At 69.9% G+C, this 17275-nt stretch carries 14 protein-coding genes and 2 pseudogenes; 13 read left to right on the top strand and 3 right to left on the bottom strand.

The window, feature by feature from the left end:
- Positions 1-41: 41 nt before the first annotated feature.
- Complete coding sequence (locus AC07DO_RS37365; protein ID WP_479066528.1) at positions 42-3329, bottom strand: bifunctional cytochrome P450/NADPH--P450 reductase; 3288 nt, start codon at positions 3327-3329, stop codon at positions 42-44.
- An 817-nt stretch (positions 3330-4146) separates the two neighbouring features.
- Here AC07DO_RS37365 and AC07DO_RS37370 point away from each other — a divergent pair.
- From AC07DO_RS37370 to crcB (AC07DO_RS37390), 5 genes are all read left to right on the top strand, one after another.
- Positions 4147-4857, top strand: a complete 711-nt coding sequence (locus AC07DO_RS37370; protein ID WP_479066530.1) for a LuxR C-terminal-related transcriptional regulator — start codon at positions 4147-4149, stop codon at positions 4855-4857.
- Between the two features lie 28 nt (positions 4858-4885).
- Positions 4886-5992, top strand: a complete 1107-nt coding sequence (locus AC07DO_RS37375) for a M20/M25/M40 family metallo-hydrolase (RefSeq protein ID WP_479066671.1) — start codon at positions 4886-4888, stop codon at positions 5990-5992.
- A gap of 127 nt (positions 5993-6119) precedes the next feature.
- On the top strand, positions 6120-7232 hold the full coding sequence (locus tag AC07DO_RS37380) for a carboxylate-amine ligase (protein ID WP_479066532.1): 1113 nt from the start codon (positions 6120-6122) through the stop codon (positions 7230-7232).
- A 287-nt stretch (positions 7233-7519) separates the two neighbouring features.
- On the top strand, positions 7520-7873 hold the full coding sequence (gene crcB / locus AC07DO_RS37385; RefSeq protein WP_479066673.1) for a fluoride efflux transporter CrcB: 354 nt from the start codon (positions 7520-7522) through the stop codon (positions 7871-7873).
- Positions 7870-8244 (top strand): fluoride efflux transporter CrcB, encoded by a 375-nt coding sequence (gene crcB, locus AC07DO_RS37390; protein WP_479066534.1) that lies wholly within the window; start codon positions 7870-7872, stop codon positions 8242-8244. The genes crcB (AC07DO_RS37385) and crcB (AC07DO_RS37390) overlap by 4 nt, the downstream gene beginning before the upstream one ends.
- A 50-nt stretch (positions 8245-8294) precedes the next feature.
- Here crcB (AC07DO_RS37390) and AC07DO_RS37395 read toward each other — a convergent pair whose 3' ends face one another.
- Positions 8295-8636: a tetratricopeptide repeat protein gene (locus AC07DO_RS37395; protein ID WP_479066536.1), complete on the bottom strand. Its 342-nt coding sequence runs from the start codon at positions 8634-8636 to the stop codon at positions 8295-8297.
- A gap of 141 nt (positions 8637-8777) precedes the next feature.
- Between AC07DO_RS37395 and AC07DO_RS37400 the strand changes: the two genes are divergently transcribed.
- The 7 genes and pseudogenes from AC07DO_RS37400 to AC07DO_RS37430 all read left to right on the top strand — a co-directional run bounded on the left by AC07DO_RS37400 (position 8778) and on the right by AC07DO_RS37430 (position 15548).
- Entirely contained in the window at positions 8778-9743 is a 966-nt protein-coding gene (locus tag AC07DO_RS37400) for a pirin family protein (RefSeq protein ID WP_479066537.1), read from the top strand.
- Between the two features lie 786 nt (positions 9744-10529).
- Complete coding sequence (locus tag AC07DO_RS37405) at positions 10530-11114, top strand: DUF6531 domain-containing protein (RefSeq protein ID WP_479066539.1); 585 nt, start codon at positions 10530-10532, stop codon at positions 11112-11114.
- Positions 11054-13612, top strand: a pseudogene (locus AC07DO_RS37410) (RHS repeat-associated core domain-containing protein); the annotation flags it as partial. The gene AC07DO_RS37405 and the pseudogene AC07DO_RS37410, both read left to right, overlap by 61 nt.
- Before the next feature lie 75 nt (positions 13613-13687).
- Complete coding sequence (locus AC07DO_RS37415) at positions 13688-14032, top strand: hypothetical protein (protein ID WP_479066679.1); 345 nt, start codon at positions 13688-13690, stop codon at positions 14030-14032.
- 13 nt (positions 14033-14045) lie between these two features.
- The gene (locus AC07DO_RS37420) at positions 14046-14675 is read left to right on the top strand and encodes a hypothetical protein (RefSeq protein WP_479066541.1); all 630 of its coding nucleotides are present in this window, start codon (positions 14046-14048) and stop codon (positions 14673-14675) included.
- 282 nt (positions 14676-14957) lie between these two features.
- On the top strand, positions 14958-15221 hold the full coding sequence (locus AC07DO_RS37425) for a hypothetical protein (RefSeq protein ID WP_479066543.1): 264 nt from the start codon (positions 14958-14960) through the stop codon (positions 15219-15221).
- Positions 15222-15245: 24 nt separating this feature from the next.
- Positions 15246-15548 carry a S41 family peptidase gene (locus tag AC07DO_RS37430; protein ID WP_479066544.1) on the top strand — a complete coding sequence of 101 codons (303 nt, stop codon included), beginning with the start codon at positions 15246-15248 and terminating at the stop codon, positions 15546-15548.
- 305 nt (positions 15549-15853) lie between these two features.
- Here AC07DO_RS37430 and AC07DO_RS37435 read toward each other — a convergent pair.
- Positions 15854-15994 (bottom strand): annotated as a pseudogene (locus tag AC07DO_RS37435) (DUF4259 domain-containing protein); the annotation flags it as partial.
- A gap of 693 nt (positions 15995-16687) precedes the next feature.
- Here AC07DO_RS37435 and AC07DO_RS37440 point away from each other — a divergent pair.
- On the top strand, positions 16688-17077 hold the full coding sequence (locus AC07DO_RS37440) for a DUF4232 domain-containing protein (RefSeq protein WP_479066546.1): 390 nt from the start codon (positions 16688-16690) through the stop codon (positions 17075-17077).
- The last annotated feature ends 198 nt before the right edge of the window (positions 17078-17275 follow it).

Below are 17275 nucleotides of genomic sequence, written 5' to 3' on the forward strand. Positions count from 1 at the left end.
CCGGTGGTGATGCCCAGGGGGCCGGGCGCCCCCGCCCCCTCTCAGGCGCTCACATACACGTCCTCCACATACCGCCCGTCGGCTACGAGCCCCCGCCACCACGCCTCCGCCGCCGCCCGCGACGCGTCGGCGCCCGCGTGCTTCATGTGCAGGTCGTGGAAGGCCTCGCGGACGCCCGGGGCCATGCGGGCTCCGTCGCCGCAGACGTAGACCTGGGCACCGGCCTCCAGGAGGCGCCAGATCTCCTCGGACTCGGCCGCGACGCGGTGCTGGACGTAGCGGAGTTCGCCCTCGGGGGCTCGGGAGTACGTGGGGCGCATCGACACCGCTCCCGCGCGTTCCGCCGCTTCGAGTTCCGTGCGGTGCAGGTAGTCGACGTCGGGGTGGTCGCAGCCGAAGTAGCAGAGGGCGGGCGCGAGGCGGGTGCCGTTGCGGAGGAGTTCCAGGCGGTCGGCGATGGCGCCGCGGAAGGGGGCGAGACCCGTGCCCGCGCCGATCATGACGACCGGGGTGTGCGCGTCCGCGGGGACGCGGAAGGCGTCGCGGCAGGGCTGCACGCGCGCGTGGAGCGTGTCGCCGGGCCGCAGACCGTGGAGGTACGAGGAACCGGTGCCGCGGAACGTACCACGTCCGGAGTGGTCCGGTGCCGAGAGGAGCGACACCATGAGGTCGGCGTGGCCGGGCGCGGTGGCGGGTGACGACGAGATCGAGTAGTGGCGGGCGCGGATGGGCGGAAGCAGTTCGAGCAGGACGGGCCAGGGGAGTCGGCCGCGCAGGGCCGGGTGGTCCTCCACCAGGTCGAGGAGGTTGCCGCGCCGTGCGGACAGTGCGTCCGGGGCGGTCGCCAGACGCTCCAGGGCGGCGCGCTCGGGCGGGCACGGGTTGTGCTCCGCGAGCAGGGCGACCTGCGCCGCTGTAGGGGCATCGCCCAACTCCACGTAACGGGACAGGAGTTCACGTACGGCCACCGGTCGGTCCAGCGGCAGGGTGGTGCGGCCGGGGCGGTGCGCCCGGATGCTGAGGACCGTGTCGAGGCCGACGCCGAACACGGCCGCCGCACGCTCGACCGACGCGGGATCGTTGACCGGAAGCACGGCGAGGTGGTCGGCGGTGCGGTACGTGACGTCGTCGGGGAGCGCCACCCGCAGGAACCGCTTCGGACGGGCCGACGGACGGGTGAGGTCGGCGAGGTCGGCCGTCTCCGTCACGGTCATCGGCACCGTGCCGTGCCGGGCGTCCAGCGCGTCCAACGGCCCGCCGGACACCTCGACGACGTCGTAGACCCTGCTCTCCGCCGGCACGGCGGCGCTGCCCCCAGCGCTCTCCGGATCCCCGTACTCCCGATCCCCGTACTCCCGCAGCAGCGTCTCGCGGAGCGCCGAGGTGAAGCGCTCCACGGACCCGGTCAGGTCGCCGGAGGCGTCGGCCTCGGCGCGGTCGAGGAGCCGGGTCGCGCCGGCGGCGGCGAGCCCGTCGTCGACGAGCGTGGGCACGTGCTGGTACGTCGCCGCCCAGTTGCGGTCACCGACGCCGAGGACCGCGTACCGCACACCGGCCGCCGCGTCCGGCGCGGCCCCGGCCAGCCAGGACACGAACTCGCGCGCGTCGTCGGTGGGCCTGCCGTTGTAGGAGGCGGTGACGATCACGACGGGGGAATCGGCGGGCAGCGCGCCCGCGGCGTCGTCCAGCGGAGCGACGCGCGCGTCGAAGCCGAGGTCGGCGGCGAGGTCCGCGAGCTGTTCGGCGTACCCGCGGCAGGTGCCGAAGTTGGAGCCGTGCAACAACGTCAGGGCGGTCCCCGGCATCGCGCGCGCGGGCAGGCCGTGCTCGGCCGCCGGGCCGCCCTGCGGCTGCGCGGCTCCGTACTGCGCGCTCCCTGCCGCCGCCCGGCTCCGCGCCCGGTCCTCGGCGGTCCGCGCCGCCAGCGTCATGGTGAAGCCCTCGGGCTTCAGGGTGAGGGTTTCCTTGACCTTCAGCCGGTAGTCGGCGCGGTCGACGAAGCGGTAGCGGTGCACCAGCATGCCGAGCAGCAGGGTTGCCTCGTGCAGCGCGAACTGCCGCCCGATGCAGGCGCGTTCGCCCGTTCCGAAGGGCTTGTACGCGTGCGGGGAGCGGGTTGCCTCCGTCTCCGGGGCGAAGCGTTCGGGGTCGAACTCCTCGACGTTGTCGCCCCAGACCGGGTCCCGGTGCAGCATGGGCGTCAGCACGACCACGTACTGTCCCGCCTTCACCGGGTGCCCGCCGAGCGTCGTGTCGACGCGGGCCCTGCGCTGGAACGCGGGCGCGGTGGGCCACAGCCGCAGTGCCTCGTTGAGCACCTGCCGCACGTACCGGAGCTTCCCCACGTCCTCGTACGTCGGCTCGGGATCCGGCTCGTCGCCCCACAGGGCGTCGACCTCGGCCTGTGCGAGGTGCAGGACCGCCGGGTTCTTCACCAGGTGGTGAAGGGCGAAGGCGAGCGTGCCGGACGTCGTCTCGTGCCCGGCGATCAGGAACGTGATGACCTGGTTGCGGATGTTCGCCTCGTCCAGGGTCTCCCCGCTGCCGGGGTGCGGGGAGTTGAGCATCAGGCCGAGCAGGTCGTCGGCGGAGGTGTCGCCCGACGCCTTGCGGGTCTCGATCACCTCGTCGACGACCCGGGCGAGGAAGGCGGCGTCGTCCTCGAACGCGGCGTCGTCGGCGGCGTAGTCACCGGCCGGGTCACGGGCCAGCTTCGCCTGACTGTGCGCCAGGCCTCGTACGAGAGCCTGGACGAAGGGGTGCGGATCGGTGCGGCCGAACGACTCGAAGTCGTAGCCGAAGCCGGACAGGCCGATGGTGTCCAGCGTCATCCTGGTCATGTCCTCCGACACCTCCACCGGCGCGGACTCGGCCGCGCCCGGCGCGAACCGGCCGTCCCAGGAGGCGATGAGGCGCCGGGCCACGCGCAGCATGTGCGGGTGGTACGTCCGCATCGAGTTCATGGCGAACGCGGGGAGCAGGATGTCGTGCGCCTTGGCCCAGTTCGGCTCGTCGTTGTACGCCGTGAACAGGCCGTCGCCCGCGATGCCGCGGACGTTCTCCAGGGCGGGTCCGACGCCCTTCGCGAACCGCGTCTCGTCGGACAGCTCCTCGACCAGCTCCAGCGAGCAGGCCCACACCGACTCGCGCCCGTGGTACCGGCGGACGTACAGCGGGCCGTGCCGCCGCGCGAGCTCCACGGCCTGCTGGATCGGAGTGGCGGTCGGCCCGGCGGCCGTCACGTCGACGGTGGGCAGCACGAGGTCCGGATCGTCCCGGAGACCGCAGACCTCGACGGTGTGTTCTTCGACGGCGTGTTCTTCGCGCATGGCGACAGGGCCCCTTCCCTCGGACACGGAGGAGTTGAGCGCCCGGCAGGGGGCGCGCTCTCCACGGTGGCGCCCGGGGGCGAACGGTTTCGGGCGAGGACTACATAATCTTGTAGGGGTCTTTCCCGCGTCACGGCTTGCGCGAGGGCCCCGAATGCGTTGGGCGCGCCGGATGAGGGTGCGGATGTGAAGAGGGGGAGGGGCGGGGGTGGGGGTGTCGGACGGAGAGGTGAAGGGATGGGGGGACGGGGCGGTGAACTGGGAGCCGGGGGGGAGGGGGGCTGGGCGGTCAAGTGAGCAGCGTCGGAGGGCGACGTGACGAAGTCCGAGGACGCTGGCGTCAGGGGCGGCGCGGGGCAGCGCGGCGGGGCGGCTCCGGAGGCAGTTGTGGCGCGGGCCGGTGGGACGAGGGGAGTGGGCCGTGGCGCGGGTCGGCGATGCGAGGGAGGGGTCGGCTGTGGCGCGGACTGAGAACGCAGGGGCAGAGTCGGCCGTGGCGTGGGTCGGCGACGCATCGGCCAGGTCGGCTGTGGCGCTGGCCAGCGACGTGAGGCCGGGGGCAGTTGTGGCGCGGACTGAGAACGCAGGGGCAGAGTCGGCCGTGGCGTGGGTCGGCGACGCATCGGCCAGGTCGGCCGTGGTGCGGGCCGACGATGTGAGGCCGGGGGCAGCTGTGGCGCGGGCCGAGAACGCAGCGGCCAGGTCGGCCATGGCGCGGGGTGGCGACGCATCGGTCAAGTCGGCCGTGGCGCAAGCCGGCCACGCAGCGGCAGAGTCGGCCGTGGCGCGGGCCGATCGTGTGGTGTCGGAGGCGGTCGTGGTGAAGCACAGGGAGGCTGACGCCGCCGTGTGGCGTGGGCGGTTCCTCACGCTGCTGGACCGTTCCCCGACGCCGACCGCCATCGCAGGCACGAACGGGCTCGTCTCCGTCGCCAACCCGGCTTTCGCCGGAGCCCTGGGACTCCAGCCGGGCCGCGTGGCGAACCGGCTCCTGCTCGACCTGCTCACCCCCACCAACAGCGACCAACTCCGCAAACTCGACGAGGCCATGCGCTCCGGGCGCAGGTCGCGCTACCCGGTGGAGGCGTGCTGGACGGCACGCGGAACCCTCCACCACGGACAGGTCACCGTCGAACCCGTCACCGATCCGCTGGAGGACACCCCGCCCCTGATCGTGACGCTGTGCGTGGCGGACGAGCGGGAGGAGCCCTCGGGAGACGGCGCCGCGGCCCGCGCCGGAGACCCGGAGGAGGAGCTCGCCCACCCCGCCCTCAGCGCACAGGAGGCCCGTATCCTGCGCCTGGTCGCGGGCGGCGCCACGACGGCCGTCGTCGCGCGCACGATCGGCATCGGCGCCGACGGCGTCAACTACCACCTCACGCGCCTCTGCCGCCGCCTGCGCGTCCCGAACCGCACGGCGCTGGTGGCCCGGGCCTACGTACTCGGACTGCTCGCCCCGGAAGCATGGCCGCCACAGGTGTCCGGCCCCACTCGGCGTCGAGGCGGTGCCGCCAGGGGCGGTGCGTGACCGCGCACGTACCCTGTCGGGCGTGACGATGCGCGAGCCGGTCGACGTGAGTGTCGACGTGATGATCGAAGACCTCAGGACACTCGTGGAAGTCGAGTCGCCGTCGCGCGACCGCGACGCCCTCACGCAGTCGGCGAAAGCCGGCGCGGGCGTCATCGAGGCCCGGCTCGGCGGAAAGGCGGCCCTCGTCGAGAGCGAGGCGGGCCCGCACGTCCACTGGTCCGGAGGCGGCGATCCCCGCGTCCTGATCCTCGGCCACCACGACACGGTGTTCCCGCTCGGAACCCTCGCCCGCCGCCCGTTCCAGGTCACGGACGGACACGCGACAGGCCCCGGGGTCTTCGACATGCTGGGCGGTCTGGTGCAGGCCGTGCAGGGCCTGGCGGCGCTCGACGACCGCTCGGGCGTCGAGATCCTGGTGACGGCGGACGAAGAGGTCGGCTCCGGCTCCTCCCGCACCCTCATCGAGGAACGCGCCCGTGCCTGCGGCGCGGTCCTGGTGTTCGAAGGCGCCGCCGACGGCGGGGGAGTGAAGACAGGGCGCAAGGGCTGCGGCACGTTCGAGGTCTCCATCACGGGCCGCGCGTCGCACGCGGGTCTCGAACCCGAGGCCGGCATCAACGCCCTGGTCGAAGCGGCCCACCAGGTCCTCGCCATCGAGGCGCTCGGCGACCCCGGCATCGGCACGACCGTCACGCCGACCGTCGCGTCCGCCGGCACGCTGGACAACGTGGTTCCCGCGGAGGCGGCCGTCGTCGTCGACGTCCGCGTCGAGTCGCCCGAGGAGAAGGAACGTATCGAGGCCGCCTTCGCCGCCCTGACTCCCCGCCTCGAAGGAGCGGAGATCACGGTCCGGGGAGGCGTCGGCCGCCCGCCGATGCCCGAGTCGGCGGCGGCCGGGCTCTTCGAGGCGGCCCGGCGGCTGATCCCGGGCCTCGAGGGCAGGGCGGTCGGCGGCGGCAGCGACGGCAACTTCACGGCCGCGCTCGGCGTGCCGACGCTCGACGGCCTCGGGGCGGTCGGGGGCGGAGCACACGCCGACCACGAGTACGTGGTGGTCGAGGCGATGGCCGAGCGGGCCGATCTCGTGACGGGCCTGGTGCGCGCGATCCGCGACGGCGAGGTCGCGCTTTAGCCGCTCAGCGGCCCCTCCGTACTCGCCCCCGGTACTCGCCCCTCCGGTGCTCGGCTCCCCGTACTCGCTCCCCCCCGCACTCGTGCGGTCCTGTGCCATTGCCGCCCGCCGTGAGAAGCTCACGTCCATGAGGGCCGAGGGGCGCATGTCGTTCGGGGTGGAGGAGGAGTACCTCGTCGTCGACAGGGAGTCGCGCGAGGTACGGCCGTACGGCGCACGGGTGGCCGCTCTGGCCGCCGAGCGGCTCGGCAGGGAACGGGTGGGCGACGAGATCACCCGGTTCCAGGTGGAGGCGAGAACGGCCCCGCACACCCGCCTGGCCGATCTCGCCGACGACATCAACGCCATGCGCCGCGCGGTCGCGGACGCGGCGCGGGAGCAGGGCCTCGCGGTCGTGTCGTCCGGCGCACCGGTCCTGGGGGAGGTACAACCGCTTCCACTCACCGCAGGGCCGCGCTACGCCGACAGCCTGGCGGAGTTCCGCGCACTGGACGACGAGCAGTGCGCGGCCGCCTGCCACGTCCACGTGGGCATCGCGGACCGGGCGGTGGCCCTGGAGGTGAGCAACAGGCTGCGGCCGTGGCTGCCGGTGCTGGTGTCGCTCACCGCGAACTCCCCGTACTGGGCGGGCCGGTGGACCGGCTACGCGAGCTGGCGGACCCTGTCCTGGGCGCGCTGGCCGGTGTCCGGACCACCACCGTACTTCGACTCCGTGGCGCACTTCGAGGAACTGGTGGGCCACCTGCACGCCGCCGGGGCGGTCATGGACCAGGGGGGCCTCTACTGGGACGTACGGCCCTCGGCGCATGTGCCGACGCTGGAGATCCGCGTGGCGGACGCGCAGATGACCGCGGGGGAGACGGTCCTGTACGCGGCGTTGGTACGGGCGCTGGCGCTGACGGAACTGCGCGCCGCCCACGCCGGCGAGCCGGTCGTGAACCCCGCGCCGGAGGTGCTGCGGGCGGCGTACTGGCGGGCGGCCCGTGACGGCCTGCGCGGCCAGGGACTCGACGCGCACACCCAACGGCTCCGGCCCGCTCAGGTCCTGGCCGAGCGCCTCTACGCGCACGTCCGCCCGGCGTTGGAGGACAACGGGGACGACGCCTGGATCCGGGCCGCCTGGGCCCGGCTCCGCGCGCGCGGCACGGGCGCCGAACGGCAGCGGGCAGCCCACCGCGGGGAGAACCGCCTCCAGGACACCGTGGACGCTCTGATCGGCTGCTTCCGCGACGTGGGGTGATGAGGAGGGAGAGGCTCTGCACTCCTCCTGGGCCTGACGACGCGGCGCCCCTCCGCGCCGGTTAACCTGGACGAAGCGACGATCTTCCGGCGGCCGGACCAGACACCTGTGCCCGCCCCGGGTACGCCGCGCGGCGGTGGGGCTCGCCGTACCCGAACCGCGGCGACGACGCCGCCAACGGTCCCTACTTGCGAACGAGCGCGCCCCGCGAGGGGCGCCGGCGAGTAGGAGGAACGTTGACGCGGGACGAAGGAAAGGTCGTCGCGGTGGTGGCCGCGGGCGGCGGTATGGGCGCGGCGGCCCGGTACGCGCTGTCGTTGGAGTGGCCGACAGCCCCCGGAAGCTTCCCTTGGACGACCCTGATGGTGAACGTCGCGGGCTGCGCCGCGATCGGCGTCCTCATGGTGCTGATCACGGAGGTGCGGACGGCCCACCCCTTGGCGCGACCGTTCCTCGGCACGGGCTTCCTCGGCGGCTTCACCACGTTCTCGACGTACGCGGTGGACATCGAACGCCTCGTACGCGGTGGCCACGTCCGCACGGGCCTGGCCTACCTGGCCCTGACCCTGGTCGCGGCGCTCGCGGCGGTGTGGGCCGCGGCGTGGACGACGCGCCGGGCAGTGGTGGGGAGGCGGGCATGAACTGGCTGCTCGTGATCGTCGGCGGCATGATCGGCGCGCCCCTGCGCCACCTGACCGACGTGGCCGTGCGCAAGCGGTACGGCACCGACTTCCCCTGGGGCATCCTGACCGTCAACGTCGCGGGCTGCCTGATCCTCGGCGTGCTGACGGGCGCGGTCGTGGCGGGCGCCGCGTCGTCGCACGTCCAGCTGTTCCTGGGCACGGGACTGTGCGGGGCGCTGACGACGTACTCGACCTTCTCGTACGAGACCCTGCGGCTCGCCGAGAGCGGCTGGCGGTTCCGTGCGGCGGCCAACGCGCTGGGAAGCGTGGCGGCGGGCCTCGGCGCGGCGTTCGTGGGGATGGCCGCCGCCGAGGCCCTGTGGACGTGAGCCGAAGACCGTACGGCTGAAAGACGGAGCCGCCGATGCGCTGCTCCGGCTCACACCCCCGCGAAGTCCCCGTTCAGCGCGGCGGCCATGCGCAGGTGGAGAGCCGCGTCGTCGGCGCGGTTCTGCCGCTGCAGCGTGCGCCCGAGCATGAGCCGGGCGTAGCTCTCGACCGGGTCGAGCTCGATCACTTTGCGCAACGCGGTCTCGGCGCGCCCCAGTTGGGCGGAGTGGTAGTAGGCGCGGGCGAGCAGCAGACGCGGGGCGACCTGCTCCGGCGCCTCGTCGGCCAGGGTGTCGAGGATGCGGGCCGCCGTGGCGTACTCCTTGGCGTCGAAGAAGAGCTGCGCGCGCTCCCAGCGCTCGGCCGCGGTCCCGTGGTCGTAGTAGGTCATTGTTCCTCCTTGGTGACCTGCAACGAGCCCCTGTAGTTGAATATTCCACGACTGTTCCCAGGGGCACACAGGGGTACCGGACACGGGGGCTGGCGGATAGCCGTCTGCCTCCCGAGCGCCCACGGGGCTAGGTTGTGCGGCATGAGCAATCTTGATCGCGAAGCGGTTCCCTCCCTGTGCGGCGGCCGGGGATTCGTCGTCGCGGAACCGGTACGGGAACTCCTCAGCCCGCGCCGGGTCACACTCGGCGAGTCCACCGAGGTCCGCCGCCTGCTGCCGAACCTCGGACGCCGTATGGTGGGAGCCTGGTGCTTCGTCGATCACTACGGCCCCGACGACATCGCCGACGAGCCCGGCATGCAGGTGCCGCCCCACCCGCACATGGGCCTGCAGACCGTCAGCTGGCTGCACGACGGCGAGGTGCTGCACCGCGACTCCACCGGCAGCCGGCGGACGATCCGCCCCCGCGAGCTGGGCCTCATGACCTCGGGCCGCGCGATCTCCCACTCCGAGGAGAGCCCCCGCCCGCACGCCCGCTTCCTGCACGGCGCCCAGCTGTGGGTGGCCCTGCCGGACAGCGACCGCCACACGGACCCGCACTTCGAACACCACGCGGAGCTCCCGCAGATCACGGCCCCGGGCCTGATCGCGACGCTCCTCCTGGGCACCCTGGACGGCTCGACGTCACCGGGCACGACGTACACACCGATCGTCGGCGCGGACCTCGCCCTCTCCCGCGGCGCGGACGTAAGCCTCCCCCTGGAACGGGACTTCGAGTACGCGGTCCTCGCCATGTCGGGCGAAACGCACGTCGACGGCGTCCCCGTACTCCCCGGCTCGATGCTCTACCTCGGCTGCGGCCGCACGGAACTCCCCCTGCGCGCGGACTCGGACGCGGCCCTGATGCTCCTGGGAGGCGAGCCGTTCGAGGAGGAGCTGATCATGTGGTGGAACTTCGTGGGCAGAAGCCATGAGGAGATCGAGCAGGCGCGGGGTGCCTGGATGACGGGTTCCCGCTTCGGCGAGGTAAAGGGTTACGACGGCGCGTCACTGCCCGCGCCGGAACTGCCACCGGTGGCGCTGAAGCCGCGGGGGAGGGTGCGCTGAGCTGGGGTTATGTGTCTGGCGTTGACGGTCGCCGAGACGTAGGGGGAGGTTGTCGAATTCTGGTGGCGGGAGGCGCCGGAAGGACTCGGTCGAGCTGCGATGGGACGGTCGCGGAGACGGGCTGCGGCTCGCATGTGTCGGCACGTGTGACCAGGTCCTATCGGACGCTTGCTGACCCTTTGCTGACCTTACTGGCAAGTAGTCAGGTCGACTGCCCTCTGGCGTGTGTGCTGGTGGGAGGCCCAGTACCGCCCGCGTTACGAGCGGCGGTAGCGGTTTCGCTTCGCTTACTGACCGTCTGAAGCTGACCGATCGGGAGCACTGATCCATGACTCACGGCGGCGCCGCGGGCTTGGTCCTGTTTATGCGCGACGAACTATGATCTGCGGCCTTACGCGAGAAGGCTCACGGCTGGCCACACGCAGAGGGGTCGCAGTGCGCCTCTTGGAGTGCGGCGCAGCCATGAAAGGAATGCTGATTTGACCGGCTGATGCCATTCGCGTGGCAAGCGGTGTGGACTTACGTCGATGCCGCGATTTTGGGGAATGGGGGCGTTGAGCAGAGTGGTGATCCGCGTGTTCGGAGTACCAGCAGGTTCTTGCTTCGGGGCTGGGAGCGGGGCTCAAGCCCAGCGAACTCGCCAAGCTCGGCAAGAAGCTGGGGCTCGACGGGTCGGGCCTGTCCCGGCTCAAGCTGCGCCCCTCGGAGTGGGAGAAACTGCCCGCCTCCATCCGGGCCGCGCTCAAGAAGTGCGATCTGGACCCGATCGATGTGGCAACCGGCGACATGCTGTTGCCTCAGACCGACGTCGAACTGCCCGGCGTCCTGCCCCTGGTACTGGAACGGACTCACCTGTCGTCCTACCGCTGGGGCGGCTGGTTCGGCCCCAGCTGGGCCTCCACCCTCGACCAGCGCCTCCAGATCGACGAAGACGGGATCAGCTACGCCGCACCCGACGGTGCCCGGTTGACGTACCCACTCCCCATCCCGGACAGAAACGATCCTGTCTACCCCGAGCTCGGTCCCCGAATACCCCTGACCTGGGACACCAACGTCGACGGCGCCCTGCGTCTCACCGACCCCGACACCGGGCACGCGTACGTCTTCCACTCCCGCATCCCGCCGATGACGGGCAGGCGGTCGATCTGCCCCTTCAGGCGATCGTTGACCGGAACGGCCAGCGCATCACCATCCACTACACCGCCGACGGAGTTCCGGAGGAGGTTGCCCACTGCGGCGGCTACCGCATCGCCGTCGACCACCACCGCGATTTGCCCCGCGTCTCCGCCCTACGTCTGCTCGATCCGGCGCACCCCGAAGGCCGAGGAACAGTCCTCGTCTCCTACGGCTACAACGCTCAGGGCGACCTGACCGAGGTCACCAACTCCTCCGGCCTACCGACTCGGTTCACCTACGACGCCGAGGGGCGCATCACCACGTGGACGGACCGCAATGACACCACGTATGCGTACACCTACGACCAGCAGGGCCGAGTCGTCCGCACCGAGGGAAGCGGTGGCTTCCTCTCTGGAACTCTTGCCTACGACGACGCCACACGCGCCACCGCAGTCACCAACTCCCTCGGTCACACCACCCGTTACGAGCACAACGAAGCCCTGCGCCTGATCCGCAAGACCGACCCGCTCGGGCAGACCACGTTCCAGGAGTGGGACACCGAGCACCGGCTCACCGCGATCACCGACGCCCTCGGCCACACCACCCGCTACACCTACGACGAGCAGGGCCGGATCACCTCCGTACGTCACTCGGACGGAAGTGAAACATGCACCGAGTACAACGAGCTCGGGCTGCCCACGACGGTCAGCGAGCCTGATGGCGCCCAGTGGCATCACACATACGACGCCCACGGCAACCGCACGCAGCTGACCGACCCGGCCGCGGCCACCACCCGCTACTCCTTCACAACGGCGGGCCATCTGGCCAGCGTCACCGACGCCTTGGGCAACACGCTGCAGATACGTGCCAATGCAGCTGGACTCCCGGTCGAGATCACCGACCCACTCGGCGCCCGCATCACCTACGAGCGCGACCAGTTCGGCCGGCCCGTCGCCCTGAGCGACCCGCTGGGCGCGGTAACCCGCCTGACCTGGACCGTAGAGGGCAAACTCACCTCCCGCACCAACCCCGACGGCACCCGTGAGTCCTGGCAGTACAACGGCGAGGGCAACTGCACCAAGCACACCGATGTACTGGGCGGCATCTCATACTTCGAGTACACCCACTTCGACCTGCTCGCAGCCCGCACCGACCCCGACGGCGTGCGCTACACCTTCACGCACGACACGGAACTCCGCCTCACCCAGGTCACCAACCCACACGGCGCCACCTGGAACTACACGTTCGACCCCGCAGGCCGCCTGGTCGGGGAGACAGACTTTGACGGCCGCGCCTCGTTTACGCCCACGATGGGGCAGGTCGGCTCACCGCCAAAACCACCCCGGCCGGACGGACCATCCGCTACGAACGCGACCCGATGGGCCGGACGCTCACCAAGGATGCGGACGGCACCATCGTCTACTCCTACGACTCCGCAGGCCGGCTGACGGAGGCCCAAGGCCCCGACGCCGCGCTGAACCTTCGCTACGACGCTGCTGGCCGCCTGCTGGCCGAAACCGTCAACGGCCGCACCACTACCTACGCGTACGACCTCCTGGGTCGCCCTGCCTCTCGCACCACCCCCACCGGCGCGACCAGCACCTACGCCTATGACGCCGCCGGCAACCGCACTCATCTGACCACCGCGGGCCGCACCCTTACTTCCGAGCACGATGCGGCCGGACGCGAACTGTCCCGCCGCATTGGCGACCACCTCACTCTGGCCAGCACTTTCGACCCCCTCGGTCGCCTGACCAACCACACCGTCACCCACGCCATCGGCGCCACGATCCAGCAGCGCACCTACACCTACCGGGCCGACGGCTTTCCGACCGCCGTCCACGACCAGCTCAACGGCTCCCGCCGCTTCGAGCCCGACGCTGCGGGCCGTGTCACCGCGGTCCACGCCACCGACTGGGCCGAAACCTATGCCTACGACGAGGCCGGCAACCAGACCCACGCCACCTGGCCCTCCACTCACTTCGATCAGGAGGCCACCGGACCGCGCACCTACACCGGCACCCGCATCACCCGCGCCGGTCACATCCGCTACGAACACGACGTTGCCGGACGCATCACCCTGCGCCAAAAGCGCCGCCTATCCCGCAAACCGGACACATGGCGCTACACCTGGGACGCAGAAGACCACTTGGTGTCGGTGGTCACCCCGGACGGCACCCTCTGGCGCTACACCTACGACCCCTTCGGCCGACGCACAGCGAAACTCCAGATAGCGGCCGACGGGGAAACAGTCGTCGAGCGCACCGACTTCACTTGGGACGGCACCACCCTCTGCGAGCAGACCACCACCTCAGCAGAGCTGCCGAACCCGGTCACCCTCACCTGGGACCACCAGGGCATGCGCCCGATTGCCCAGACGGAACGCCTCACCGCGGCCGATGCACCCCAGGACGAGATCGACTCGCGCTTCTTCGCGATCGTCACCGACCTCGTCGGCACCCCCACCGAGCTCGTCGACGAAACAGGGGACATCGCCTGGCACACTCGCACCACCCTCTGGGGGGGCGACCAGTTGGGAGTCGACCAGTACCGCGTACACCCCGCTCCGGTTCCCTGGCCAGTACTTCGACCCAGAGACACATCTTCACTACAACTACTTTCGCCATTACGACCCCGAAACCGCCCGCTATCTCACCCCCGACCCTCTGGGGCTGACACCGGCACCAAACGCGTGCACCTACGTCAGAAATCCATTCGTATGGATCGATCCCCTGGGTCTCACACCCTGCAGTCCGGGAACGCAGCAGGATGCGCTCCTGGCCCTGGACCGCGCTGAAGAGCTGCAAGCCCTTCGGAACGACTACTGGATGGCCGACGTCAAGGGCACCACCTCAGTGATCGGGGTATTCAATTCAGAGACCAAGCAATACACAAAACGAATCGGAATTAATGGCGAAGGCCCCATGCCTAGCGCGTGGACATTGCGAGACGGTGAGACGTTCGTGCGCGCTCCTGGGCATGCCGAGGAGGGTATACTCAAGTCTCTGGGCCCCAACGAGCACGCCGTTTACGGAGCAGCTTCGCGCAACTTCTGCAACGACATCTGTCTGCCGCAGATCAGTGCACGGGGAGTAGAAGTAGGGGGTCAGGGGATTCGCGGCCACATGCCGCAGAACTCGCCTTACACGCTGTTCTGGAGCAAGGGAGAATAAGTTGACTCGCAACGTGGAGACCTACTCCGCACTTCACGAGATCCCGAGTATATTCCTTGCGGGATTCTGCCTTTCCTGCGCGGAGCGCGGGAGCGGAGTTTTCTCCACCCTTGCCGATGACTCGGACGCCGAGTGGTTCTCCTACGTTCTGGACAGCGCCTGGAAGGCGCCGCTCGGCGAAGTGGAAGAGGACGAGCTCCTGGAAATCTTGGAGGAGTTCGAGGCGAGGGGGGAATCGTTCGAGGCTGATGATCCGGGCACCAAGGGGTTCTCCATCCTCCAGTCCGCGATGCTTGCAGTCAACGCGATCGCCGTTTTCATGAATCCGGCTCCTTCGCGGGCTGAGATGTCCGGCCAGACTCTTGAAACGATCCTCGGCAGCTTCGACTTCAAGCTCGGCGGGAGCAGAATCGCCATGACTGAGGCAGGAGAGGAAGAAGAAGTCGGACGACTCCAGCAACTGGAGCAGGATGCTCAGAAAGCCTTCGTGGCCTCCGTCCGGAACTTGAACAGAGACCAAGTGGAAGCTGGGCTCACAAGAGCATTCCTGGAAGATCTTCGTGGATCTTGTGCCCCTGTGCGCGACGAGATCGAAATGGCCACCGCGTCCGTCGCTGAACTCGCTGGCTGGAACGAGGAATGACGTTCTTGCCGGTTGGCTTCATGGCCAGTGACCAACGGGATTTGCACCTGGGATCGTTGCAATACGGTTCGCGCTTTGCGTGGCGGTGGGTGTGATGACGCTCGCGTTGGAGACTGGCGCAGTGTGCCCGGAGGGTGCGCAAGGTCCTCCTGGTCAGGTAGCCCTCAGTGCCCAGCGGACGGCGGCGCGCAGGGACTCGCCATCGGCGGCAGCGATCCGCTGCTTCAGTATTTTAGACAGGGTCTCACCCTGATCCAGGAGAATGCCCTCAACCGTCGGAAGGTGGACTGGGAAGACTTTCGGCGGGAAGCGTACGAGGCCATCGCGGACGCGACGTCCCCGCCAGACGCCTACGGTCAGATCCGCAAGGCGATCGACGTGCTGAACGACCCCCACACGTTCTTCCTCACGCCGGATGACGTGGCCGGAGCCTTCGGCGAGGAAGCGACGACCGCAGCATCACTGCCGAGCGGGCGACTGGTCGACGGGTGCCACGGCATCGTCTACCACGACGAGGAAGCGATGTCGCCGGTGCCCAATCCCTAACAACTCGCAGTCCCGGACATACGCGTGGCAGTGCTCATCGACGGCAAAACGATGAGTGCCGCGGAGGCCACGCTCATCGCCTTCCTGGGCAAGGGAAACGTACGGACCTTCGGAGAGCCGACCGCCGGGCCGGCGACCGGCAACGCCGCGATCGAGCTGAGTGATGGTGCGATGCTCGTGCTCACAGCGGTCCGGGAGGGCCGACCGGGTGGGGCGTGTGTACGGCGACGCTCCCATCCAGCCGGACGAAACCGTGCCGACACGGGATGCCCTCGCCCCCGCCCTGGCATGGCTCCAGACTTGAGCAACAAAGCTCCTCCACCTTGATCCGGTTGAGGCGGCCCTGCACGACGCCAGAGTTCCAGCGCAGGGTGAGGCCCGTGCTGACGGCGTCGAGGTTCGATCGCCAGATGCTGCGCCCAAAACGGCGACAGAGCCTGCCTAGCGAACCAGAGCCTGAGAACGGATTCTGGCTCAGCTTCCGTGCCGAGTGTCGCTCCGTTATGGCTGGATATCGAATAGAGCGACTGAGGGGGTGGCGGGGCAAGCACGGCGCGAAGGCGCGTGAGTACGGCTCGCCATTGCTTCCAATCCTTTGCGTCGACCCAGTTTGCGGCCGGCTCGTTCTCGTCGCCGGCGATGCGGGCGAGGGCTTCGTCGGCGATTTCCCGAAGGTCGGAAGGGAAAACGGGCATAGGTGTTTCCGGACCGTAGGACTTGTCGACGGGTTCGCCTTCCGGGCATTGCGCCGCGATGAGTGCAGCGGCGGCCACCGCCTCTTCTGCTTCCGTGAGATAGCCGGTGGCGTGGATCGTCCGGATGGGAGCTCGTCGCGGTCACGACCCCGTGACGCTGTCCGTTGCCTGCCTGGCGGGAACGTCAGCCAAACGTGAGCGCGACGTGAGCGGCGCCCAACAGGGTGATGGTCAGCAGCGGGGAGCAGCCGCGGTGATGTACCACTGTCCGCCGCTTCCTCACTCCTCTTTCTCGGAAGGCGTGCCCATGGGTGAAAAGGAACTGTCTCGTAGGTCGTTAGCGAGGCTCGGGGCTGCGGTGCCGGCGGTTCCGGCCCTGGGGACGCTGCAGGGTCTGGCCGCCCCTCAGGCCTACGCGGCAGTTCTCGCTGCGGTACCGCAGTGAGGCGGATCCACCCGCTTGTCTGCGCCTACGCCCACGGCTCATCTTCGTCTCGTGGTCATCCTCGGACCGGTGGTCGTCCGGCTGGTCGGAGCAGCTTGTCAGAGAGAGTTCGGCAATCGGCGTCCCGACGTCCCAATGTCTCGGCGTTCCAGCGTCCCGTTCCACACCCACGACATCTGTGCTCGTCAGAGCATGTTTCGGCGTTCCAGCGTCCCGTAGTGGTCGTCATTTGTGGCGGGAGGGACGGATCACTGAACAAGCTGCGGTCATTCCAGCCACCCGCTGGACGAACCACTTCCGCACCCTTCAGCACCACGGAGATCCAGTTGCGTTCGCGCCTTGTCGCCCGTTCCGCCTGCCTCGCCCTCCCCGCAGTCGCCGTGCCGGCCCTCACCGGCGCCGCGACGGCCGACAGCCACAGCGCCGCCGCACCGGGCTGCGTGACCGACGACCTGACCTTCACGGTCACCGAGGAGACGCGGGCGGGCGGTTATCCCTTCCTCACCGCCAAGGCCGGACCCGGTATCTCCCGCACCCTGAAGGGCGTCTTGCCCTCCGCGTCCTTCGGCTCCTCCCCTGACACTGCCGTGTCGCCCGCCGAGCACGCTGTCAGCGAGAGCATCACCCTCGAACTCCTCAGCACCGTCCTGGTCGACCAGCCCATCGCCACCAACCGGCACGCCGACCCCGCCGACGCCGTCGCCTTCTCCAGCTGATGCCCTTCTGCGGCTGACCAGCCGTGCCAACTGACCTTCCCCACCAGCTGACCCGTTTTTCCGGTCGGCCTCCGCCCGGCAGCGCCTGCGCACAGAGAAACCGGTGAGGGCACCCGTCCCCAGGGGCCCTCACCGGCGGTCCGTTGGAATCGGCGTACGGGCGCATACCGCTCTATGCGGCAGCCGTACACAGGCCTC

This window comes from Streptomyces sp. NPDC045678, from assembly GCF_056432085.1.

Coding starts and splice junctions, on each gene's coding strand:
- AC07DO_RS37365 (WP_479066528.1), bottom strand. CDS start 3,329: ATGCGCGAAGAACACGCCGTCGAAGAACACACCGTCGAGGTCTGCGGT.
- AC07DO_RS37375 (WP_479066671.1), top strand. CDS start 4,886: ATGCGCGAGCCGGTCGACGTGAGTGTCGACGTGATGATCGAAGACCTC.
- AC07DO_RS37380 (WP_479066532.1), top strand. CDS start 6,120: ATGAGGGCCGAGGGGCGCATGTCGTTCGGGGTGGAGGAGGAGTACCTC.
- crcB (WP_479066673.1), top strand. CDS start 7,520: ATGGGCGCGGCGGCCCGGTACGCGCTGTCGTTGGAGTGGCCGACAGCC.
- crcB (WP_479066534.1), top strand. CDS start 7,870: ATGAACTGGCTGCTCGTGATCGTCGGCGGCATGATCGGCGCGCCCCTG.
- AC07DO_RS37395 (WP_479066536.1), bottom strand. CDS start 8,636: ATGACCTACTACGACCACGGGACCGCGGCCGAGCGCTGGGAGCGCGCG.
- AC07DO_RS37400 (WP_479066537.1), top strand. CDS start 8,778: ATGAGCAATCTTGATCGCGAAGCGGTTCCCTCCCTGTGCGGCGGCCGG.
- AC07DO_RS37405 (WP_479066539.1), top strand. CDS start 10,530: ATGCTGTTGCCTCAGACCGACGTCGAACTGCCCGGCGTCCTGCCCCTG.
- AC07DO_RS37415 (WP_479066679.1), top strand. CDS start 13,688: ATGGCCGACGTCAAGGGCACCACCTCAGTGATCGGGGTATTCAATTCA.